The following is a 23,991-nucleotide window of genomic DNA, read 5'->3' on the forward strand; positions in this document are numbered from 1 at the left end:
GAGCGCACGCGCCAACGGCACGCGCAGAAGAATTCAGACGCATTGAGAGCCCCCGCTAAGCTTGGACAGCTGGAATGTGAGAGGTTGGCGAACTGCCGGCTATTGCGGCGCGTTCGCCGAGCCGGTGGTGACAACGCGCTTGCGGTTGCCGGCCTTGTCATAGGTATATTGAGTGACGACGCCGTTATTGGCGCTGCCCGAGCGCGCCACTCGCACGACGCGGCCCTTCGCATCATAGGTGTACGTCACGGTTTCGCCCGCGGATGCCCGATGCGCAAATGAGAGCCCGCCGGCCAGAACCAGAATCGCAGACAAGAGACGCATGATTGACCCCCTGGAACGCAGAACACGAACGACAAGCATCACCGAATGCGACCCGCAACACTTCCTCCGCCGAGGACAAATATTCCTCAGCAGCCGCCCGCAATATGTTGCGATTCAACAATAAGACTCGGTTCGTTGCCGCAATAGTTGACCGGACCCCACGCCCCCTGTCAATTGCGAAAGATGCGAAAATGAAACTAATTTCCAAATTTGAAAATAATTTCCAAGGCCGCTACCAAGGTCACGCGCTCTGGGTTGAAGTGCCGCGCAACGTCCGGGAATGGCGAAGCTGCGGCCAGGTGCATGCCGGGTGATTTCGCGTGGCTTGCCTGGCGCCGTTGCGGCCCTGGATCTGTTTCAGGCGCTGGCCGAGCCATCATTCTCGATCCACCGGCCAAATTCACAGCCGGGCAGGTCGAGACCATCAATGAGTATTTCGGCCTTTGGCGCGCTCGCGCGGAACTGCGTCACCTTCCGATGCAACGTGTCCGGCCAAGGGGTAGTCCGGGGACAACGCGAGAGCTGAGCGCGGACGCGCTGGAACTGCTCGAAAAGCGCGGCATCATGGCCATCGCGCCCGACAGCACCTATCCATTCAGGGAGCTCAACGGACAATCGATCCTTCTCGCCATTATGCAGCTCAACGAACAGCTCGAGGGCAGGCGCTGGGGCATTATCCGTCCGCTCGAAGACGAGTTTTGCGCTCCTGACGTGCCGATGCATGGCGTCATTCCCATTTCGCCCAAGCTCGCCCTGGCTTTGGACGCAGACAGCGGCTTCATCACGCGAGACAATCTGGCACGCATCAATTCGCTGATGCGGCAATCCGCGCGGGAGTATGTTCGGGCGCGCGCTCAAGGCGTGCCCGGGCGCGATGCGCGCTCCCCCTTCAATTGTGTCGATGGTCAGCCCAGGTCCGAACCCGGTTCGACCGAATTCGGAACGCCCATATAGGACCGTATATTTTGCAGTGACTTAAGACCGATCGCGAGGATCGGTTGGCTGGGGCGGAAGGATTCGAACCTTCGGTACACGGTACCAAAATCCGAATGAACTAAATACCAGACAACCGAAAACCGCAGATTTCTGCGGCTTGGACAATTGTTCCGAGTTCAACAAAATACGTCAAGGAAAATCGGGATACAAATTGGGTTACATGACATTCGCCTATCCTTAACGAGAACGCGTTCGGGCTGTCGCGCACGCGATAACAGGCAATCTTTCCAACCTGCATCGCCATGTCGATAATCGGAAGTCGATGCCCTCAGCCGCCAAATCACGGCCCTCCAGCAGGTCAGCCCCGAGCAGGTCGTGATCGGCGAAATGCTCGAGCCCCTCGGCTTGTATCTGGCCAGGCAGCGCAGCGGCGGTACCATCGACTATTCCTCGCCGGGCTATACCGCACTGTTGGATTCCGCCGCGCCGCTGGGTGGCAAGGGCGTAGCCATCCCGCTTGACGGCAAGCTGGAAAATGATCTCCCGGCGCTGTCGGCAACGATCGACGAACGCACGCTCGCCGTATCGCTGGTCAACCCGCACAACCCGTCGGGCACCCTGAGCGATGGTGCCGCGCTCGATAGGTTCATCCTCGATGCCGCGAAGCGCACCCTCATCGACGAAGCTTATCTGGAATATGACGATCTCGCGCGGCGGAGCGCGATCCGTATGTCCGCGCAGGTGCCAATGTCCTGGTGTTTCGCACACTTGCCAAGATCTATCGGCTGGCAGCCCTTTCGATCGGCTATGCCGTTGCGCCCGCGCCCCTAGGCAAGGGCCTGCGAGGTGCGGGGATCGGCGCACCACATTCGCTATCGCGCTCGGCCCTGGTCGCAGCGAGCACTGCGCGCAGACCAGGGGCATGTCCGTTTCGTCGACGATGCCGTCGCGCGTGAGCGCGAACGCCTCCACCACGAGATCGACCGCCTCGGTTGGCAACGGACGGACAGCCGCGCCGACTTCATCTTTCTCAGGCCCAAATCCGCGCCTGACCTCCGCCAGGCATTCGAGCGAGCGCATATCGCCATAGCCCACCCGTTCCCACCGCTGGGCGACTGAATCCGAGTGACGATCGGGACACCGGCAGAGAATGATGCGGTGCTCGCGGTACTGCGGAGTAAAACACGCTAGCGGGCATCGTTCATTCAAAACCTAGCCGCCCGGACTGGTACTTACCTCGAGCAGTCCCTGCACCCTTCGGGGAGCCGCCAAGGGTCCTCGAAGCTGGGACCACCCCGCCGCCATAGTGTCGTGCCGCACGCTGCCGGTCATGCGTGCGGTGGTCTCGGGCGTGGAGGTCAGGCCGCTGGACTACCCGCTTGCGCGCGTCGGATCGAACCGGCCGGCGATTTCGGCAGATCGATCGCGTTGCGGCCTCACCACAATGCCCGTGTCTCCAGCCAGGCAAGCACATCGGCGCGCCGGAAGCGGGGGCAGCGGCGGTGCTTACTGGAGGAATCTCCAAGCTCATATTCGCGTGGGAAGCCGGCCGGCCTGCGTTTCCGCAAACGATCGATCTGGCGACGCGAGAGGCGAGCAAGGGCAGCGAACTCTTCCACGGTAATGAAGACTGGGGCTGGCGCACCCGCTTGTTTGGCAAAGGCCATCTCCCGCTAGCTCCGTGCGGCCGCCCGCGCCGTAGAAGTCTCATCATGGGCGCTGTAGTACATCGGGTTCTTGAGCCAATCGGTGATCGCAGACTCCCGCCAGCCCGCGCAGCGGGTGCTAATCTGGACGTTCCTGGGGAACCTGCCGTTCTGCATCTTGCGGTACATGGTGGAGCGGCTGAGGCCGGTGTGCTCGAGCGCGGCCTTGATGCGGAGGATGCGGTCTGGTTTTTTTGTCTGCATTGATATCACCTTGCATCTAGTGTCTGCGAGTGGTGCTCCCCGGGGTGAGTTGGGCAGGAATGGTGCGCGGTGAAAAGAGGCTCTCTAGTGCCAGTAGGGGGCTAGCGTGCAATTGGCGGTAGTTGCGTAGACTAGCGTAGGTCGCTGGATTCAGGGCTGTTGTGTCAGGGCGTCCCACACTGCGCGTGGCCGCGCTCTCCGCCGCTTACCCTCGACCAAACCTCTCTGGCGCGGATCGCCGCGACGAACGGCATGGGGATCGGCTACTTCATAGAGACAGATGTGCGGGAGGACACCGCGGTCGGGCGACCGGTTGAAATCTTGGAAGACTGGACGCCGCTGCTTGCACCGTTGTGTCTCTATTACTCCAATCGGCGCAATTCCTCCGCAGCCTTCCAGGCCTTTATCACGCTCGCGCGCGATTTCGCTGTCGACAAGGAAACTTGACTTCGTAGAGCGGCATTGTCGCACCGGAACGGATTGCGCGCATTCCCACGGGTACATTCTGGTCCGGCAGGCCACTTTGCGCGTTCAGCTAGAAGCCGTTGCCACGGGCCGCCCGAGCCAACGCGCCGCGATTGCGGCCACCGAATGGCTTCTTGCGGCAATTGCTATCCGTATTTGCACCGATGAAAGGCTTATCAATCCGTTCATCCGACTGAATTTACAGGATTTCTATGCTTCATCATGCACCCAGCCCCGATCCGGCGGACTGTCATGAGACCCACGCCATGCGGGCCGCGGACCGGGAGCAGCGGCTGGAAGCGCTGGCCCTCGCCCAGGCGCGGCTGGCGGAAACGGATCTCGACCTAGATCGCTTCATGCAGGTCGTGGTCGACGAGCTTGGCATCCTCGTGGAGGGCGCTGGCGTGGTGGTCGAACTCATAGACGGAGACTCCCTCGTCTACAAGGCTGCCAGCCAGGCGATGCAGGAATTCCTGGGGCTGCGCGTGGGCCGCACCGGCAGCTTGTCGGGGCTCTGCGCGTCAACCGGCGAGCTGCTCATAAGCAATGATACGGCGAAGGATGAAAGGGTCGATCGCGAAGCCTGCGCACGCACCGGCGTGCGCGCGATGATCTGCGCCCCGCTCCTGAGCGCGGAGGCAGTGCGCGGCGTTGTCAAGATATGCGCTCCCACGCCCGGCAGGTTTGGCGAGGACGACGTGCAGGCAGTGCGCCTGATCAGCGCGATGCTGTCCGCCGAGATGCGCAAGCAGCTCCGCTTCGTCGACACGGAGCGCTACCTCGAGGAACGGACGCGTGCCGTCGAATCCCTGTCCCGCGAAGTCGGCGAGCGGACCGCGCTCGAGGCATCGCTACGGGCGAATGAACAGCGCCTCTCGGGCCTCATCGGCAATGCGCATCAGGCGATCATCACCATGACGAGCGCCGGCGTCATCACCTGCTGGAATCGTCAGGCAGAGCTGACCTTTGGATGGCCGGAACAGGAGGCCGTCGGCCGGGACCTGGCGGACCTTATCGTCCCGGCCGCCCTGCGCGACCGCCACCGCGCCGCGCTGTCGCGCTTCCTGGCGACGGGTGAAGGGACGCTCATCGGTAGCCGCATCGAGGCCCAGGCGTTGCACCGCAGCGGCAAGATCATCCCGGTGGAACTCGCAATCAATGCTGCAGCAACGCCCTGGGGCTGGGAATTCACTGCGCTCCTGCACGACATATCGGAGCGCCTGAAAAGGACTGAGCAGTTCGAGAATGCCTTCAATCACGCGCCGATCGGCATGGCGATCGTCTCGCTCGACGGCGCGTTTCTCCGGGTGAACGAAGCATTTGTGCGGATCGTCGGCTATTCTCCCGACGAGATCGCGACGCTGAACTTCCAGACGATCACCCACCCCAATGACCTGGAGGCGGATCTTGCCCAGCTCTCCGAGCTGATCGCGGGCAAGATCGGCAGCTACAAGATCGACAAGCGCTATCTGCACAAGACGAGCCGCGAAGTCTGGGTCCGCCTTTCCGTGTCGATGATCGAGGCAGAGGACGGCAATCCGCCGCACTTCATCGCACAAGTCGAAGACCTTACCAGCGAGCGCGAAGCGGAAAACCGCTATCGCCTGATGGCGCGCAATTCGACGGACATGATCACGACGACAGACCTCGGCGGGCGCGTCACCTTTATCTCGCCATCGTGCGAGAAGATCATGGGCCTGAACCCGGTCGATGTGCTGGGCCGGCAAGCGTTTGACTTTGTGCACGGTGAGGACCTGCCCGCGCTCCGCCGCGAATATGCGACGCTTCTTCGCACGGGCAGTGCCAAGCGAGTGCGCTGGCGCTCGCAGCGCACAGATGGCGAATGGATCTGGCTGGAATCGAGCATCGGCATCCTGCACGATGCGCATGGCGAGGCCATGACCGGCTTCATCGACGTGGTGCGCGACATCACCGACCGCAAACGGCGAGAGGATGCGCTTGCCGCCGCGACGCTTAAGGCCGAACAGGCGGTGAAGTCCAAGTCCGACTTCGTGGCCAATGTCAGCCATGAACTGCGGACGCCACTCAACAGCATCATCGGCTTCTCCCGCCTCCTGGATGAGGCGCCGGAGCTCAGCGATACGACGCGGCAACGCGTGCGGCTCATCCACAATGCCGGGCAGGCGCTGCGGGGCGTGATCGACAATGTACTCGATTTCTCCAAGCTCGAGGCCGAGGCGCTGGAGCTGGATTCCGCTTCGTTCGACCTGCACGACTTCATTCGGCAGACCGTCGCCTTGATGGAGCCGCAGGCAGCGGCGCGTGACATCGAGATTCGCGCCCTTATCGGATCGGATGTCCCAGCCTGGATGGAGGGTGACGACGCAAGGCTTCGCCAGGTAGTGCTCAACCTGCTGTCGAACGCAGTGAAGTTCACCGATGAAGGGTCGGTCACGCTGACGGCCTGGACGAGCGGAAAGCGCGGCGATCAGCGCCTGCGCGTCGAAGTTCGGGACACCGGTGCCGGCATCCCACCGGAGAAAGCGGCGACACTGTTCAATCGGTTCGTCCAGGCGGGGCCTGCAGTGGGCTCGAATTATGGCGGTACGGGCCTTGGCCTGGCGATCAGCCGCCAGCTCATCGAGCTCATGCAGGGTAAGATAGGCCTCACGAGCGAAGAGGGCCAGGGATCGACTTTCTGGTTCGAGATCCCCTTAAGTGAAGGCTGCCCTGCCGCAGGCCGCGGAAAGACCGAGGGGTCCCCCTTGCTCGACTTCTCCGGCAGGCGAGTCCTCGTAGTCGACGATGTCGATCTCAATCGGGAACTCATGCTCGCCACGCTGTCGCGCTATGGCCTCGACGTTTCGCTTGCCACCAACGGCGCCGAGGCGGTCGATGCGGTGCGCAACGGAAGCTTCGACCTGGTACTGATGGATTGCCAGATGCCGATAATGGACGGCTTTGCCGCAACCCATACGATCCGCGAGCTGGAAACGCCGCAAAGGGCGACCCCGATCGTCGCACTCACCGCGAGCGCGCAGGCCACGCATCTCGACCGCTGCACCCGCGCCGGTATGGACGACCAGCTTACCAAGCCGCTAGATGACCGGCATCTGGAACGCGTGCTCTCACGGTTCCTCGCCTCGGCGGCCGAGGGCGCCGGCACAGATATCCTCGGTGCCGAAACGCCGGCGCCCTTGCCCAAGCCATCGCTCGAAGCGCGCTACCTCGCGCGCAAGGTCGCCACCTTGACCAAGATTGCGATCGTTCTCGACCAAGGCGAGGTCAGTGACATGGCCCGTGACGAAATCCAGCAGTTGGCGCACCAACTGGCCGGAATAGCCGGGATGTTCGGACAGGTCGAGCTCGGCGACCTGGCCAGCAAGCTCGACGAAGGGCTGGAGCACTGGGCGCTCGAAGAGCGCGTCGACGAGCTTCGCGCCCTCTACCGTCAGCTGCTGGCCGCCGGCTGACTCCGGCAACCATATATCGCATGCCACTGCCTCGCCTGCCCGCATTTGGAGCGAGGCGGCATGGGCCGACTTCTTCTGGAGCGCAGGGATCGGGTTGCAGTTGACCGTTGGCTCCGGACGCCACCGTTCGCTTAAGGTCTAATGGGAGACCGACGCAGAACCGCTGTCTCACATCCGGCCGGCAGCTGCGTCGATCAGGCCGCGATTGGAAGCGCGGCCGTCTCGCCCAGATCAGAGGCATCCTGGTAACGGGCCTGGATGCTATCCAGATAGGCAAAAAGGTTGACTACGGCGGCTTCGGCGTTGCCAAAGTCGTGGCGCCTCGTCTTGAGGACACCGCCCTCCATGAGCGCCTCGACCGCGAGGCGCGCACGCGACACGCGGCTTTTGACCGTGCCCACGGCAACGCCGGTGATCTCGGCCACCTCTTCATAGGACATTCCGGCAGCCGCCACCAGGACGAGAGCCTCGCGCTGATCGGCAGAGATTTGCTGGAGCGCTCGCATAACGTCCCGGAGTTCGACGGACTTGTCCTGACTCGCGGGCGCGGTAAGGACCCGGTCCGCGACCAGATCGTTCCACTCACCCGTGAAGCGTTTGCGCCGCGCCTCACTGAAGTAGATGTTCCGCAGGATAGTGAAGGTCCAAGCCTTGAAGTTCGTCCCCGCCTCGAAGCGGCTGCGTGCGGCCCATGCCTTGAGCATCGTATCCTGAACGAGATCGTCCGCTACATCCCGACTGCCGCTCAGACTCCGCCCGAAGGCACGGAGCTGCGGAATCGCCGCAGCTAACTTGTCCTTGAACTCATCATCGGAAAGTGTCGCGAGGCGCGCTTCATTCGACTCAGGCTCTTTCATGCATTCCCCGACTTGCGATAGATTCGCCAGGAGAACATTTTGGAATGGCGGCTGTTCCATCACGCCAAAGGCGCGGGGCCTCGAAGGCACGTGGCAATGCGCCGGGTACGTCCGCCACGCGCGGCAGGCTGCTGCCCCGCGGGCCGTGTCAGTTCCCGACGCTATGGACCAGTTTATCGGAGGTTTCCCAGAGGGCCCGCGCGGCCGTCCGGTCCAGCGCAGCCGGTGGGATCCGCGCCGGTGCAGGATATCCGCGCGTCTCGCCCAGTGCATCCGGCCCGTAATAGCCGCCCGGTTCGGCATCGGCAGACGTTGCCGCGAAGAGCGTCGGGAGCGCCCCTTGGGGGGCCGGCTGGAAGAGGAACCATAACAGTGTCCGTGCCAGGCCCATTCCACTCCAGCGACCGGGAGCATTGTGCAGGAGGTCGGTACGCGCGACGCCGGGATGCGCAATGATGCTCTTCACGCCCCAACCGCCCGCGATGCTGCGGCGCTGCAATTCGAGGCCGAACATCAGGCAGGCGAGCTTGGACTGGCTATAGGCCGGCATCGGCCGGTAGCTTTTCTCGGCGTTGAGATCGTCGAGGTCGATCCCGCCGCTCCGCGCAGCGACACTGGAGAGCGAGACCACCCTGGCATCCCCTGCCCTGCGCAATTGGGGAAGCAGCAGCTGCGTCAGTGCGAAATGCCCGAGGTAGTTTGTTCCGAACTGAAGCTCGAACCCGTCCTTCGTAACCTCCCGTCTTGGTGGGACCATCACGCCTGCGTTGTTGATCAGGAGATCAAGCTTCTCCTCACGGTCCGCCAGTCGCGCCGCAAACGCCGCGACCGAAGCCAGACTCGCGAGATCGAGCAACTCGAACCGCACATGCGCGGAGGGAAGCTCTGCGGAAATTCGAGCAGCCGCGTCCGCCCCCTTAGCTAGGTTGCGGCCCGCGATGATCGTCTTCGCGCCCGCGCGCGCCAGGGCCAGCGCCGTCTCGAACCCCAAGCCGCCGGTTCCCGTCACTACCGCAGTGCGGCCATCCTGCGGAGGAATGTCCGCAGCCGTCCATTTACGCATTTCGCATCCGCCCATATATCTGCACTGAGTGCAGAATAATATTTGCACTCAGTGCATATTTCAAGAGGGCTATTTTCCGATGTCATCCGTCAAAGAGGATTCAGGGGAAGGCCTGCGGGCCCGCAAGCGACGCGAGACGATGCAGCGCATTACGGACGCCGGGATACGCCTTTTCCTCGAACGTGGGTATGATGCGACCACGTTGGACGACGTCGCTGCCGCTGCCGCAATATCGCGCCGGACTTTCTTTCATTATTTCAAGTCCAAGGACGACATACTCCTCTCCCTGCAGAGCGGTATGGGCGCGATGATCGCCGATGCAGTGCGGAAAGCCGCCCCTGACAAGCAACCGATCGAGGCCGTGCGCAACGCTGTCCTTGAGGTGTGTGCCGCGGTCCCTCCCGACGACATGCTCGCGCTCGATCGACTGATGCGATCGAGCGAGACCGTGCAGGCCCGAAAGCAGGCCAGCTATGTCGAGCATGAAAGAGTGTTGCTCGCGGCACTGCGCGAGCGCTGTCCCGGCCCGGAGCGGGAACCCGCCCTTAAGCTGGTCGCGATGATCGCGATGGGCGCCATTCGCTTGTCCACGGAGACGTTCAACCGCGAGGCCGGCGCGCGCACGATGCCAGCGCTGCTGCAAGAGACATTCGCAACCCTGGAGAGCGAGCTGCGCCCGCGATCCTGAGCCGGGAATCCACCATATCGGTCTCGAGACCTGGACGGTAGCCGTTCCGACGTTAAACATGCGCGGTGCTCGCCATGATGAACCGGGCATCGGGAGCATGCGCCGTGCCGCGGCAATCGGGCTTTGCGTTTCCTCGGGGTTGCTTTTCCGGATCAGGTCCGTGTCGGCGGTACGAAATACGCCGCCAGATGTACAACCGCTGAAACGCCCTCGGCCGCCCTGGGCAAGCGCATGGCAGTTAAAAGCTCCCCTCAAGAACAGGGGCATCGACGGTGTCCGTCTTGCCAGTTCGAACCAATGCGGCGCGGGTCCAAATGGGATTCCGTACCCGCGCCACACTACGGGTTCGTTAGAACCCGATCTTCACCCGAACCGACGCGCGGCCCTCGCGGGTGTTCTCGCCGGCTGCACCTTCCAGCGCGATGCCCAGGCGGACATTCTTGCTGGCCCGTGCGTCGATGCCGAGGCCCAGCGTGCCGAGCACCGGTGCGATCCGCGTGCCCGAGACACCGAAGGCACCCGTGCCGGCCGGTGCACCCGAGAAGCGCATCGCGCCCAGGGTATCGAGGTCACCCGAATTGTAGCGGACGCCCATGCTGATCCAGGGCATCGCCGTGCCTGCGCCGGTCTTGACCGTGGTGCCGAGGCGAAGCTCGCCCGAGGCGGTGAATAGGTCACGGCTCGCCGAGGCGACCTGGAGGCCGAGGCCGCCCGCTGCGCTTTCGGTGAAGCCGTCGCGCTTGTCGTTAACCTTGCTGGCGGTGCCGATCAGGGCGAGGCGCAGGCCGTTGCCGAGTTCGGTGCGGAAGCCGCCGGTGAGGCCGAACGAATAGCCCTTCGAGCTGACGTCACCGGTGGCCAGGCTGGTGGTGCCGCCGAGGAACAGCGTGCGCTTGCTGTCGAAGTCGCCCGAATACCAGCTGCCCGAAGCCGCGACGAAGAGGCTGCCGGCATCATAGCTGGCATAGCCGCCGAGCTGATACTGGTTGCCGCTCACGGTCGAGGCCCGGCTGTTCATGTCGGAGTCGATCTGCGCCACGCCGCCGGCGATGCCGAGGGTGAAGCCGTCCAGCTTCGTCTCGATGCCCATGGCGACGCCCGCCGTGGTGTTCTCGACACCGGCATGCGGGCCGTTTTCAGCCAGCTTCTGGTAGCCGCCATAGACCTGGCCCCAGATGCCGCTGCGGCTGGTGTCATCACCCGAACCGGTGCCCGGCAGGGTCGCGCCCGCCAGCGCGCTGGCGAAGTTGTTGCCCGCCGTGGTGGTGGTGCGGACATCGGCCAGGCTCGAGTTGCTGAAGCCGCCGCCGACCAGCGCATCGCTGCCGTCGCCGACGCGCTGGCGCAGCAGATCGGTGAACAGGTTGTTCGCCGAGATCGTCGCCGTCGAGATGTCGGCCAGTGCCTCGCCCGAGAAGCTCTTGAACGCAGCGACGCGCTGGTTGGTGTCGAGCGCGGTGATCGTGTTGAGCGTCGCTGCCCACGCGTCCGAGGCGTTGCCCGTGGTCGAGTTGCTCAGCGCATTGGCCACCGCCAGTGTGTTGATGTCGCCTGCCGAGACACCGTCGTTGAACTCCATGTTCTTCTGGACCTGGAGGACCACGGCGTTGGCGACCAGATCGTAGCGCAGGCGCCACTTCAGGTTCGGGTTGCTCGACACCGTGGAGAAGGTGCTGCCGTTGGCGAAGGTGCCGGTCAGGCTATTCGCCTGGACGATCGTGTAGAGCTGGTTGAAGCGATAGTCGCTCGCCGTCGAGGTCAGCGCGTTGACCGCCACGGTGCCGCCCGAGAGCGTCGCGGTGCCGTTCACCTTGATGCTGTCCGAGGCGAAGTTGAAGCTCGTGCCGCCGAAGTCGAAGAGCAGGTTGCCGCCGGTGGCGACGAGGCTGCCCACGGTCCAGTTACCGATCGGGTTGATCGCGCCCAGCGCACCCGTGGCGAGGCCGCCCGGCGAGAAGGTGCCCGAGTCGATCGTCAGCGCGCCTGCAAGCGTGCCGCCGCCGATCAGCGTGCCGCCCTGGACGCGGATGCCGCCCTGGCTGGAGCCCGAGAAGGCGAGGGCGCCCGCCGAGACGTCGATCCGGCCGGTGTTGGCGAAGGTGCCGGCCAGCGTCAGCGTGCCGGTACCCTGCTTGTCGATCGTGCCCGCGCCGGTGATCGCACCGCCGAAGCCCGTGCTGGCGTTGCTCGCCAGGGTCAGGCGGCCTGTGCCCAGCGCGATCGTGCCGGTGCCGGCCAGGCTGGCCACGGTCTCGTTGTAGTTGGCGAGGTCGAAGGTCGCACCCGAAGCGACGCCGAGCACTGCCGTGTCTGCCAGGCGGTCGCTGGCGCCGAGGCGCAGCGTGCCGGCCTGGACGGTGACGGTGTTCGCCGCCGCCGTGCCGCTCAGCACCGAAGTGCCGCCCATGTTGGCCAGCGTGCCGGCGCCCAGATTCGCATTCACCGTTGCGGCGGTGAGCTGATACTGGCCGGCGGTCAGCGTGCCGGTGCCGGCCAGCGTGCCGCCTAGCGAGAGAGCCGCGACGGTATCGCTGTTCGCACCCAGGTTCAGCGTCGAGCCGGTGGCCACCGAAACCGTAGCGGTGTCGGCCAGGCGGTTCGCGGCGCCAAGCGTCAGGGTGCCGGCCTGGACCGAGACATCGCCCGCGGCGGTGCCGTTGAGCATCGAAGTGCCGCCCAGGTTGAACACCGTGCCGGTGCCAAGATTGGCGTTCACCGCGGCGCCGGTCAGCTGGTACTGGCTGGCGGTCAGCGTGCCGGTACCGGCGAGGGTGCCGTTCAGGCCGAGCAAGCCCACCGTGTCATTGAAGGCGCCGATGTTGAGCGTCGCGCCCGAGGCGACCGCCACTGTGGCGGGATCGGCCAAGCGGTTCGCCGCACCGAGCGCCAGCGTGCCGCCCTCGACCGAGACGTCGCCCGCGGCAGTGCCGTTCAGCGTCGAGGTACCGCTCAGGTTGAACACGGTGCCTGCGCCGAGGTTGGCGTTCACCGTCGCGCCGGCCAGCTGATACTGACTGGCGGTGAGCGTGCCGGTGCCGGCGAGCGTGCCCGCCAGGCCGAGCATGCCGACCGTGTCGTTGAAGCGGCCGATATCGAGCGTGGCGCCCGATGCGACGGAGACATTCGCAGCGTCGGCCAAGCGGCTCGATGCGCCGAGCGCCAGCGTCCCGCCATTGACCGCGACGTCACCGCCAGCGGTGCCGTTCAGGGTCAGCGCGCCGGCCTGGACGACGAGGCCGCCCGCCGCATTGCCGTTCAGCGACGACGTGCCGCCCAGGTTGAACACGGTGCCCGCGCCGAGGTTGGCATCCACCGTCGCGCCGGTCAGCTGGTACTGGCCGGCGGTGAGCGTGCCGGCGCCGGCTAGCGTGCCATTCAGCGCGAGGGTGCCGATAGTGTCGCTATATGCCCTAAGGTCGAGGGTCGCGCCCGAGGCGACTGCCACCGTGGCAGTATCGGCCAGGCGGTTCGCGGCACCGAGCGTCAGCGTGCCGCCATTGACCGCGACGTTGCCACCGGCGGTACCGTTCAGGGTCGAGTTGCCACCCAGGTTAAAGACGGTGCCTGCGCCCAGGTTGGCGTTCACCGTCGCGCCGGTCAGCTGATACTGGCCGGCGGTGAGCGTGCCGGTGCCGGCCAGCGTGCCGTTCAGCACCGCAGTGCCGACCGTGTCGTTGAACGCCTGCAGGTCGAGCGTCGCGCCGCTGTCCAGCTGCAGCGTGGCAGTGTCGGCGATGCGGTCGTTGCCACCGGCCAGCAGCGTGCCGCCGCCGACCAGGACGTTCATGTTGGCGGTCCCGACCAGGGTCGAGGTGCCCGAGACCTGAGTCAGCAGGCCGCCGGTAAGGTTGCCGTTCACCGTGGCGCCGTTCAGCGCGGTGGTGTTCGCGGTCAGCGTGCCGGTGCCGTTCAGCGTGCCATCGAGGCGCGCCGCGCCGATGCCGACGCTGGTCGTGCCGAGGTCGAGCGTGCCGGCGCTGCCGACGAGCAGGGTCGAGGCGCTGTTGACCGTCGCGCCCGGCGTGAGGGCGAGCGAGCCGCTGCGCACTTCGGTCAGGCCAGCATAGTTGGCCGCGCCGCCGAAGCTCAGGTTCGCGCCATCGATCAGCAGGCTGCCCGTGGTGCCGCTCAGCGTGCCGGTGAATCTGCCGGTGCCGTTGGTGAGCGCCAGAACGCTGGTCCCGAGGTCGGCGGTGCCGGTGCCGTTGCCGGTCAGGATTCCGATCGCTTCGTTGCCGTTCAGTTGCAGCGAGCCGCCGTTCAGCGCCACCGAAGCGGTGTCGGCAATCGCGCCGCCGTTGGTGGCGAGCGTGCCGCCGGTCACCGTCCAGGCCGCGATGTCGGTCGGGCCGGCCAGCGTCCAGGTGCCGGTGTCCGACTTGGTCGTGCTGGCGATGTTGCTCACCGCGCCCAACGTTGCTGCGCCGGTGCCGGTCAGCTCCAGCGTGTTGTTGCCTGCGCCGCCGTCGATCGCGCCGTTCACGGTCGCGCTGGTGCCGAGCGTGATCGCATCATCGCCCGCGCCGCCGGCATAGTTGCCGTTCAGCGTGCCGAAGATGTTGATCACGCGGGCGCCGTTGCCGAACGAGAAGATCTTGTCGGTGGTCGAGCCGGCCTCGAGGTTGACCGTGATCAGGTCGGCGCCGTCGAGGATCATGCCGGCATTGCCGCCGGTGATCGTGCCGCCGGCCTGGTTGGTGAAGGTGCCGCCGGCACTGGTCCAAAGGCCAATGCCGCTTCCGTTCGCCGTGATGCTGCCCGAGTTGGTGACGGTGCCGCCGCTCGCCAGATAGACTGCGGTGTCCGCGGTCGAGGTGATGCTGCCCGCATTGGTCAGGCTCGAGCCGGCGCCATACACCGCGATGACCGTTCCGTTGCCGGTGATCATACCGCCGGCATTGTTGGTGATCGTGGTGGCGCCGCTGGCCGAATAGATGGCCGGATAGCCGGTGAACGCTTCGATCGTGCCCGAATTGTCGATCGTGCCGCCGTTGCTCATGTACACCGCCTGATAGGTGGTGCCGGTGAGCGTGCCGCCCGCGCGGTTGATCAGCTGGGCGTCGGTGGCATTGGTGGAGAAGGCGCGGATGCCGGTGATGCTGCCGCTGTTGTCGACCAGCACATTGGCGCCGGTCATGGAGATCGCGTAGCTGCCATTGCTGGTGATCGAACCGAGGTTGAATACGCTCTGGTTCGCACCCGAACCGGTCACGGCATAGCCGTTGCTGGTCAGGCTGCCCGTCGCCGTCACGTCGAGGCGGCTTGCGCCCGAGCCCATGTCGATGGTCGCGACGTTGCCAGAGCTGGTCGCGCCGCTGATCGCGACATTCGACGCGTCGGCGATCTGAATCGTGCCGTTGAAGCTGTTGGTGCCGGCGAAGGTGAGGACGTTGCCAGCTGCAAGACCGCTCACGTTGACGTAGCCGTTGCCGGTGATGTTCTGAGAGACGGTGCCGCTATAGGCCTGCTGGTAGGCGAGCGTACCGTTGTTGAGGATCGCCGAGCCCGAGATCGTGTCGCTGGCGCCCTGGAGCGCCGCCCCCGAGTTGATCGTGGTCGCGCCGGTCCAGTTGTTGGCGGTATTGGTGAGCACGATCGTGCCCTGGCCACCGAACACTAGGTCCTGGTTCGGATCGACGCCCGCTGCGCCGCTGGTGGTGATCGCGCCGGTCAGCGTGGCGATCAGGTTGCTATCTGCGTTCAGCGTCGACGGGTTGGCCGAGGAGGGCGTGACGACCTCGAGGCTGATGTTGTTGGCATAGGTGCCGGTCGCCCCGAAGGTCGCGGTCGGGTCGATCATGTGGATCGTGCCGGTGCCGAAGGCGCCCGCGGTGTTCGCGCGGATCGAGCCGCCATTGACATAGATGTCGCCGGTCAGGTCGCTGGTGCCGTCGAAGGTGATCGTGCCGGCAGGCGCGCCGCCAATGCCGGCATAGATCGCCTGGCCCGGATCATTGCTCGGGCCGGTGAGCGTCAGGTCGCCCGAGACAAGGCCGATGCTCTCGAATCCGGTAAACGTGGCCAGGCTGACATTGTAGCTCGTACCGGCGCCGAAATCGGCGAACAGCTTGTCGTTGCCCGCGCCGCCATCGACCAGACCACCGATCGCACCGCCGAAATAGGTGAAGCTGTCATCGCCATCGCCGAGATGGACGTTGGAGATCGAGCCACCCGAGCGGAAGATGACGTTATCGATGCCCGCTCCCGACGAGGCCTCATAGTCGCCATGGACGGCGCCGGAGATATCGACGTTCCGCGTGCCGCTGCCAGTCGCGCGGATGGTGCCGTTAACCGTCGATCCGGTATCCAGGTTGAGCGCCACCGTACCGGTGCCCGCGAGCCAGATCGCTCCCGCAGTCCCGCCGTTGATCGTGCCACCAGACTGGTTGGTGATGCTGGCATCCCCGCCCTCGACCGCGACGCCGTAGCCGAGCGTCGCGTCGCTTCCGCCGGTGATCGTGCCCGAATTGGTCAGGCTGCCGCCCTGCGCCAGGCGCACGCCGACAAGCTGGTTCGCGGCGATCTGGTTGGTGTTGACGACTGCCCCGGTGCCGCTGTCGACATTGACACCATATTCGGTGCCGTTGATCGTGCCGCTATTGTTCACGGTGAACGTCAGGCCAAGGCCCTGGAGCCAGACGCCGCTCCCGGCGGAGATCGTGCCAGAGTTGGTCACCGTGCCGTTGCCACCGGTGACGAGCACGCCCCAGGCACCGTCGGCACCGAGCGCGTTGATCGTCCCGCTGTTGGTCGCAGACCCACCATTGCCCAGCGTGATGCCGTTATCCACGGTCGCATTGATCGTGCCGGCGTTGATCGCGGTGCCGTTGAAGCCGCCGAGCACGATGCCGCGCTGGCCGTTGATCACTCCGTTCTGCTGATTCTCGACATAGCCACTGGTGCCCGAGAGATACACGGCGCCGTTATACAGCCCGCCGCTCGTCGCGCCGGTGATCGTGCCGCTGTTGACCACACGCGAATTCGCCCCCGACAGGTAGACGACCGAATAGTTTCCGGTCGTGTTCGAGGTCGAGATCGTGCCGAGGTTGGTCACCTGCGCGCCGTAGCCCGACAGGTTAACGGCCGCATAAATCGAGGCGACGGAGATCGTGCCCTCGTTACGTACCTGCGCGTTGGCGCCGGTACCGGTGATCACCCATGTATTGCTGGTCACGTCGCTGCCCGCCGCGACATTGACCTTCGCACCGTCGCCGTTGAAGGTCGCGGCGCTCAGAACCGTGCTCCAATGTGCTGCCTGACCGGTAGCGCCGATGTTCAGCGTGGTGGCGTTGCCGAGCCCCCAGCCATATTGACCGGACCGGGTGCCGGTCAGCGTCAGGCTGCTCGTGACGAGATTCTGGACCTCGAAGCCACTCACCGACGCCAGCGACAGGGTCGTCGCCGTGCCGCGGTTCAGATAAAGCCCGTCATTGCCCGTACCACCGTCGAGCGTTCCCGAGATCGTGCCACCGTTCCAATAGATGGCGTCGCTGCCGTCGCCGAGTGCGACCGAACCGGCGATCGAACCGCCGTTCATGATCAGCGCATCGTTGCTGCCACCGAGCGAAAGTCCGCCGGTGACCGTCCCGGAATTGGTGATGGTCGCCTGGCCCACCGCAGAGATAGCGGTGCCACCGGACGTGATCGTGCCGATGTTGTCGACGGTCAGCGATCCCCCGCTCTCCGAACGGATCCCGATCGTGCCGATGCCCTCGATCGTGCCGCGATTGGTGATCGTCATCGCGCCGGTGCCGCGGTTGTAGATTCCGGCCACGCCTTCGCCGTGGATCGTGCCGCCCGCGTTGTTGTTGACGGTGACGCCGTCGCCGCCGTTGATCAGCAGTCCCGCGCTCGAGCCGCCCACGCCGCGGATCGAGCCGCCGATATTATTGGTGATCGTCGCGTCGCCGCCGATCTCGACGCCCGCGTACAGATTGCCCAACAGGGTGCCGCTGTTGCTGACGGTACCGCCGCTTGCGAGGAACAGGCCGTCCCACCCACCGGTGATCGTCCCCGTGTTGGTGACCGTCGACACATCAAATGCGAATACGCCATTGTTACGCACGGTCGCGGCCGAACCGGCGGGAACGCCGAAGATGTTACCGCTGTTCGTGAGGGCCAGTGCGCCAGCTGCGTAAATGCCGTGGCTGCCGTTGCCGCCCCCCTCGAACCCGCCGCTGTTGATCGTGCCGGCATTGTTGACGGTCGCGTTTGCCGCGCTGGCATAGACCGCCGCGACGTCGGCGCCGCTCGTCGCGGTCGACGTGACCGTGCCACCAGCGACAATGGAGAGCTGGACGCCGTCTGCGGAGAGCACGACTGCGCCGGGTGCATGGCTGTTCGACACGCTGCCCGAAATCGTCGCGTCAGCGCTCAGCGTCAGGCCGCCGGCATTGGTAAGCGTGCCCGAGAAGGTCACCGGCGCGGTCACGCCCGACACGGCAAGTCCGCCGGTGCCCGAGACGCCCAGGCCAAAATTGCCGCGGGCCGCCGTCATCGTCAGCGTGTTGGCGCCGAGCACGAGACTGCCCGACCCGGTCAGGCTCGTGACACTGGTATTACCGGCAAGCCCGGAGATGTTGAAGGTCGCCCCGCTCGCCACGGAGACACCCGAGGAGGTTGCGATCGAGGCATTGCCGCTCAATGCGAGCGCCCCGCCCGAAATGGTGGTGCTGCCCGTATAGGTGTTGGTCCCGGCCAGCGTCTGGGTGCCGGTGCCCGTCTTGATCAGGATGAGCGGGCTGTTGGCATTGGTGCTGTCCGCGAGGAGGCCGGTGAAGACGCCGCCGCCATTGTCGACGCCGAGCGTCAGGCTGCCCTCTCCGAAATAGCCGTTGCGGACGGTACCCGCCCCGGTCAGCGCATCGACCCGGATATTGCCCTCGACACCGTCAAACGTCGCCCCAGCCGCCACGTTCAGGTCAGCGAGATTTCCCGTCCAGAAGCCCTGACCCGAAGCACTTCCGGCGACGATTCCGCCCTGCACGTCGACCAGGCCGCCCGAGCCAAGCGAGAACGTCACGTTACCCGCGTTACCGAGGATCGTCACTGCACCGGCGTTGCCGGTGAAGCGGATCGTACCGGCGCCGGTATAGGTACCCGATTTGATGCTGAGGCCACCGCCCGTCTGATTGTCGAACTGCAGCGTCGCGCCGCTCGCGATGGTAACATCGCCGCTGCCGAGCGCGCCAGCAGTGTTGGACTCGATCACGGTGCCGGCGTTGATCGACGTCAGGCCGGTATAATATCCGTAATTGGTCAGGATCGCAGTGCCGAGCCCGTCGAACACCAGCGGCTGGGCGTTGCCGCCGTCCTCCGAGATCGTCCCGGTTAGAGTAGCGGTGACGCCGCTGTCCACCTGGATACGGGTCGGATCATTGGCCGGGTTCGTAGACTGCAGGATGATATCGTTGGAATAACTGCCGGTCGCGCCGAACTGGATAGTCGGGTCCGTCGCGTAGATCACGCCGTATCCGAACGCATTTGCGCTGGTCGCGCGGATGATCGCGCCATTGACGTTGATGTCGGCATAGAGATTGCTGGTGTTGTTGAACACGAGCGTGCCGGCGGCCAAGCCTGTGCCGGCGTTGATCTGGGTGATCCCCGACAGGTTCGCATTTCCGGTCAGCGTCCAGGTGCCGGTATCGGCCTTGCTCAGCGTGCCCGCGTTGCGGACATTGCCGAGCGCAAGCGACCCGGCGACGCCGTTCGCGGCGCTCCCGTCGCCGCTGCCGCGCAGGACCAGCGCGTTGGTACCGCCGCCGAGGTTGACTGAGCCAAAGCTCGCCGACGCCAGCGTTCCGGCATTCTGCAAGGTGATTCCGCTCGGCAAATCGACGATCGCGGCGCCGCTCGTCCCACGGCCGTTGTAGATCGACAGTGTGTCGTTGCCGCTGCCAAGGGCGATGCTGCCGGTGGTGGATCCGGCGAAGAGGTTAACCGCGCTGTTTCCGTTACCGGAGATGCCGGCGCTCGCACCGTTGGTCGACGAACCGTAATTGTTGAAAGTGCCGCCCGCATCGAGCACCATGCCCGGGCTGGACGCGCCGACGAGATGGCCTGCGGCCGCGTTGGTGATCGTGCCGCCACCGCCGCTGTAGATGCCTGCATAGACGCCACCGGTGATCGTGCCGGCATTGAGGATGTTGGCCGCGCCGAGAACCGTGACTCCGTCGAAATTGCCGGTGCCGGTGCCGCGACTGGTGATCGTGCCGCTGTTGGTCAGCGTGAGCGCGCCGGTCGCGACCACGCCGCCGGCTGCGCCGTTGATCGTGCCGCCGTTGGTCACGGTCCCGGTTACGATGGAAATCGCATTGCCGGTGCCGGCGGGGGTCAGGACTCCACCCGACACCGAACCGGTTCCTACGATGCCACTATTGTTGAGGCTGAACGTGCCGCCGGTGGCACTGATGGCGTTGGTGTAGCCGGTGATCGAACCGGTGTTGATGATGCTGACCGTGCCGGCGCTCTGGCGAACGCCGAAGCTAGCGGCGTCGGTCCCGCGAATCGTACCGGCGTTGGTGACAACCAGACCCGAGCCCGCCACAAGAAGCCCGCCCCTGCCTCCGGTGCTGGTCGCGCCATTGGCAACTGTCAGCGTGCCGGAAGATCCTCCCGCCGCTTGGACGCCATAGCCCCAATTGACGTCGCTGCCGCCTTGGACGGTGCCGCCGTTCAGGTTTAAGCTGCTGCTCGCGCCGGTGAATGCGACGCCCGAGGCGGTGGCAGCAATGATGGTGCCGTCATTGACCAGCGTCAGCCGGCCATTGGCAGTGATCGCGTCATATCCGCCGGTCGCCGCGGTCGAGATCGAACCGCTGTTGTTCACGCTGATTGCGCCGGTGCTGAAGACGCCGGCTTGTCGCGCGCCCGCGACCTGGCGGATCGTCGCGCCGGCGGCGTTGTTCAGCGTGCTGCCGTTGCTTAGAAGAACGGCATAGGGACCGCCGGTGCTCGACTGGATGATGCCGCCGGCATTGTTGTTGATCGTCACTGCGGCACCGGTGGCGCTTACCGCCGTGCCGATGTTCGAGCTCGTGAAGCTGCCGCCGGTGATCGTGCCGCTGTTGGTCAGGGTGCCGCCGCCGTTGAAGCTAACGCCGCCATAGCTTGCCGCGGTCATCGTCCCCGTATTGGTCACGTCCATGCGCGAGCCGTTGGACAGGAAGACGTTGCCGTCGACGCTGATCGTGCCGGCGTTGCTGAACGTGACCGGGTTCGAGCCGAAAGTCGCGGCGAAATTGTTGAGGCCGCTGACGGTCGCCCCTGCGAGCACGTTTACCGCGCCGCCATAGCTCATGACGGCATAGGAGCCGCCCGCGACGTTGAACGCACTGGTATTGAAGTTCAGCGTCGTGCCGTTCTCGACCTGCCAGCCATAGCCCCCGCTGCCGCTGGAGCCGGTGAGCGTCAGCGTGCCGCTGATCAGATCGCGCTGGTAGAAGTTGGTGGTTGCGTTCGCCGCGAGCGAGGCGCTGTTGCCGGCGCCGAGCTGGGCGTTGAAGTAATTGAGCCCGCCGCCGCCATTGACGGTGCCACCGACCGTGCCCCCGTTCCAATTGAACGTATCGCTGGCGCTACCCAACGTCACGTTGCCGGTGATCTGACCGGTGGAGGCAAGCGTGACGTTCTGCACGCCCGTACCGGAAGAGCCGGTAAAATTGCCGGTCAGGGTGCCGGCGATCGTCGTGGTTGCCGTGCCCGAACCCGCCACGACTACGTTCCCCGTCGTGATCGAGCCGAGCGCTAGGTTCAGCGTCGCCGCCGCGGTTCCCGACACCGAGACTGCGGTCCCGCCCGCACCGGTCAGCGACGAATTGTTGATCAGGCTGCCGCCGCCGCTAAGCGCGACGCCGACGCCATTGGAATAGATGTTGCCGTTGTTGACGATCGAGCCGCCCCCGCTGTCGCTAACGCCGTAGCCGGAGTTGCTCATCGCGTTGATCTCGCCACCCGACTGGACGGTGGTGACGAATGCCCCGGCGCCGGTAGCCACGCCACTGTCGCCGCGCAGATGTGCGCCGATCGTGATGCTGTTGGTGCCGCTGGTGCCACCCACGGCATCGATGCCGGTGGCGAAATAGGTGCCGAGCCCGATAATGCCGGTCGTGGTGATGTTCACCGATCCGCCGCCTCGAGCGTAGATGCCGGTGCCGCCGCTCTGGGCGGTGCTGTTCATCGTGCCGCGCGCGGCAATGGTGACATTGTTCGCCGCCTGGGCGTCGATCCCGGTCGTCGCGGTGATCGTCGAGGCTTCGTCGATCGAGACGCCGCCGCTGGAGGCGCTGCCCTTGATGCCGGTACCGTTCGCCAGGGTGGTGATCGAGCCGCCGAGCGAGGTCATGCTGGCGCCGCCGGTCGAAGCCAGCGAGATGCCCGTGGCGAAGCCCGAGATGGTCGGCGAATCGAAATCGGCGCCGATGTTGGCGGCGGTCAGGTCGACGCCGGTCACCTGGGTACCGTTGCCGATATAGGTGTCCGAGCCGCCGGTGCCCGAGCGCTCGTAAAAGATCGCGCCGCTGGAGACGTACCGCTCGCCATAGCTGCCGGTAAAGACGTTGCCGGAGACCGTGTGGCCGATGCCGAGATTGGCGCCGGTCTGCGAGATATAGGCGGCGGCGCCGCCATTCTGGGTGGTGGTCAGCGTGCTCGCGTTGTTCGCATAGGAGATGCCGAAGCCGGTGCCGCCGCTGTTCTCGAGATCCAGCGCATTGGCGTTGGGGGTGCCGGTTGTGTTGCTGACCGTCGCGCCATCTACCGTGACGCCGCCGGCACTCGAGAAGACGGCCTTAACGCCCTGGTTCGCGCCATTGCCGGTGACCGTGCTACCGGATGCCGAAGTAACATGGCCGCCATTCGCGCTGGTCTGCGCCACAGCAGGCGAAGCGATCGCGACCCCCACCAGGGCGGTCGAGCCAAGCAGCGCCTTGCGAAGCAGCGCTTCGCGACCCACGCGCATCGAAACCACCCCCCGCGCGCGCGCGCCATTGCCACGATCGATCATTCTGGAAGCCCCCGGAAGTCTGGAACAGCGCTCCGACTCGGCGGGAACGCTGCAGAAACAGGGCTGTAGCTAGCATGGTAGACGGCACTTCCTCTTGGACGAGCGTCTCACGAAATTGGAGCAGTGTCACATCACGGCACGAATCCCCTTTTGGGAATCAGATATTTAGCGATGCCCGCGCGCGACAATCGCGCGGCGTTTCGCCGAAGCGCGCCTTGAACAAGCGGCTCAGATGCCCGGCGTCGGTGAATCCCAACCGCTCCGCGACATCGCCGATGCGTTCGGCGTTCCCCGGATCGAGCAGCGCCTGGCGGGCGCCGTCCAGCCGCAGGTCGCGGATATAGGCTTGCACGCCACCGCTCTTGTCAAACAGGCGATGCAGCGTGCTCCGTGAAATGCCCAGGCTGCGGCACAGCTTGGCCGCCGTCAGCCCTGGTGACCCGAGACTGGACTGAATCTCCTGTCGCGCACGCAACATCAACGTCGCCGGATCCTCGCGGAAGCCCCGCGTGTCGCTACGCTCCGCCGCCTTGAGTGCCAGTACCAGCAGGTCCAGCATCGACTGCCCGACGCGCGGCGCGTCTTCTTCCGAAAAGCGTGGGAGGGCGTCCCGCACCTGGAGCATGTGCGAGGCGAGCATCATGCTTTCGGCCGGGCTCAGGACCATCCCGTGCAGCTTGGCCACATCCAGCCCGGCTTGGATCGCCAGGTGCCGCGGTACGGAAAAGCCGATGCTTCGGCCTCCTGCGGAATCATGCAGAGACGTCTGGCTATGATCGACAATCACCGTGGCGCCAGGCATCTGCACCCAGTCGCTTCTACCGGCGATGCCGGCGGCCTTGCCGTCGAGGTTCACGACCACGGCCATGGTGTCCGGCCCCTGATCAATGCGGCGCTTGTCCCGCTTCCAGCGCTGCGAGGCAATGTCGGTGTACATAAAGCCGATCTCGCCCAGTTGCACGAATTCGCTGGACACCCGGAACGCCTCGAGGGGCTCTGTCTCGAACAAGTTGCCCATGCCTGCCCAACCGCTCCGCCAGGCATCAAAGCGGTCTGCCGACGGAATGTCGGCGGTCGAGTAGCGAAGTATTTTGACAGGGGGCGGCGCCAAGACGGACTCCAGAGCATTCGGGTTCCGGATTTCGCATTATGTTTCCGACAGTTGCGTCCGCTTGTCTAGGCCTGGCAATATTTGTCCCGCAGGTTTCCGAGCATCGACTTGATCCTGAGGTGCTGTGCTCATTCCGGCAGACTGGATCATCAATGAAATCGCCGGGGCCGCCTCTGCCTTGAGCATTCGCCACTGCCGCA

General features: G+C 65.1%; 11 protein-coding genes and 1 pseudogene. 6 read left to right on the forward strand and 6 right to left on the reverse strand.

The annotated features are described in order from the left end of the window. Positions 1–99 precede the first annotated feature (99 nt). Positions 100–249: a hypothetical protein gene (locus ACEN8G_RS15025; protein WP_413414235.1), complete on the reverse strand. Its 150-nt coding sequence runs from the start codon at positions 247–249 to the stop codon at positions 100–102. A 77-nt stretch (positions 250–326) separates the two neighbouring features. Here ACEN8G_RS15025 and ACEN8G_RS15030 point away from each other — a divergent pair, with 77 nt between their 5' ends. The 3 genes from ACEN8G_RS15030 (at position 327) to ACEN8G_RS15040 (ending at position 2,091) form a co-directional block, all read left to right on the forward strand. After that, positions 327–638, forward strand: a complete 312-nt coding sequence (locus tag ACEN8G_RS15030; RefSeq protein WP_413414236.1) for a hypothetical protein — start codon at positions 327–329, stop codon at positions 636–638. Then, positions 628–1,278 carry a hypothetical protein gene (locus tag ACEN8G_RS15035; RefSeq protein WP_413414237.1) on the forward strand — a complete coding sequence of 217 codons (651 nt, stop codon included), beginning with the start codon at positions 628–630 and terminating at the stop codon, positions 1,276–1,278. Before ACEN8G_RS15030 ends, ACEN8G_RS15035 begins: the two co-directional genes overlap by 11 nt. Before the next feature lie 357 nt (positions 1,279–1,635). After that, positions 1,636–2,091: an aminotransferase class I/II-fold pyridoxal phosphate-dependent enzyme gene (locus tag ACEN8G_RS15040; protein ID WP_413414238.1), complete on the forward strand. Its 456-nt coding sequence runs from the start codon at positions 1,636–1,638 to the stop codon at positions 2,089–2,091. 842 nt (positions 2,092–2,933) lie between these two features. On the opposite strand, the gene ACEN8G_RS15045 is transcribed toward ACEN8G_RS15040, so the two are convergent. After that, positions 2,934–3,170, reverse strand: coding sequence for a helix-turn-helix transcriptional regulator (locus ACEN8G_RS15045; RefSeq protein ID WP_413414239.1), 237 nt, complete (start codon positions 3,168–3,170; stop codon positions 2,934–2,936). A 201-nt stretch (positions 3,171–3,371) separates the two neighbouring features. Between ACEN8G_RS15045 and ACEN8G_RS15050 the strand changes: the two are divergent. Together ACEN8G_RS15050 and ACEN8G_RS15055 are read left to right on the forward strand one after the other, a co-directional pair. After that, positions 3,372–3,617: pseudogene (locus ACEN8G_RS15050) on the forward strand (LysR substrate-binding domain-containing protein); the annotation flags it as partial. Positions 3,618–3,901: 284 nt separating this feature from the next. After that, entirely contained in the window at positions 3,902–7,069 is a 3,168-nt protein-coding gene (locus ACEN8G_RS15055; protein ID WP_413414240.1) for a PAS domain S-box protein, read from the forward strand. 194 nt (positions 7,070–7,263) lie between these two features. On the opposite strand, the gene ACEN8G_RS15060 is transcribed toward ACEN8G_RS15055, so the two are convergent. Together ACEN8G_RS15060 and ACEN8G_RS15065 are read right to left on the reverse strand one after the other, a co-directional pair. Continuing rightward, positions 7,264–7,926, reverse strand: a complete 663-nt coding sequence (locus ACEN8G_RS15060) for a sigma-70 family RNA polymerase sigma factor (protein ID WP_413414257.1) — start codon at positions 7,924–7,926, stop codon at positions 7,264–7,266. A 148-nt stretch (positions 7,927–8,074) separates the two neighbouring features. Beyond that, complete coding sequence (locus tag ACEN8G_RS15065) at positions 8,075–8,989, reverse strand: SDR family oxidoreductase (RefSeq protein WP_413414241.1); 915 nt, start codon at positions 8,987–8,989, stop codon at positions 8,075–8,077. A 79-nt stretch (positions 8,990–9,068) separates the two neighbouring features. Here ACEN8G_RS15065 and ACEN8G_RS15070 point away from each other — a divergent pair, with 79 nt between their 5' ends. Continuing rightward, positions 9,069–9,677: a TetR/AcrR family transcriptional regulator gene (locus tag ACEN8G_RS15070; RefSeq protein WP_413414242.1), complete on the forward strand. Its 609-nt coding sequence runs from the start codon at positions 9,069–9,071 to the stop codon at positions 9,675–9,677. A gap of 349 nt (positions 9,678–10,026) precedes the next feature. Here the strand turns inward: ACEN8G_RS15070 and ACEN8G_RS15075 are convergent, their stop codons facing one another. Then, positions 10,027–22,680, reverse strand: coding sequence for an autotransporter-associated beta strand repeat-containing protein (locus tag ACEN8G_RS15075; protein WP_413414243.1), 12,654 nt, complete (start codon positions 22,678–22,680; stop codon positions 10,027–10,029). A gap of 157 nt (positions 22,681–22,837) precedes the next feature. Further along, positions 22,838–23,698 carry a helix-turn-helix transcriptional regulator gene (locus ACEN8G_RS15080; protein WP_413414244.1) on the reverse strand — a complete coding sequence of 287 codons (861 nt, stop codon included), beginning with the start codon at positions 23,696–23,698 and terminating at the stop codon, positions 22,838–22,840. Positions 23,699–23,991 lie beyond the last annotated feature (293 nt).

Source organism: Sphingomonas sp. Sphisp66 (assembly GCF_047324325.1).
Lineage (GTDB): Bacteria > Pseudomonadota > Alphaproteobacteria > Sphingomonadales > Sphingomonadaceae > Sphingomonas.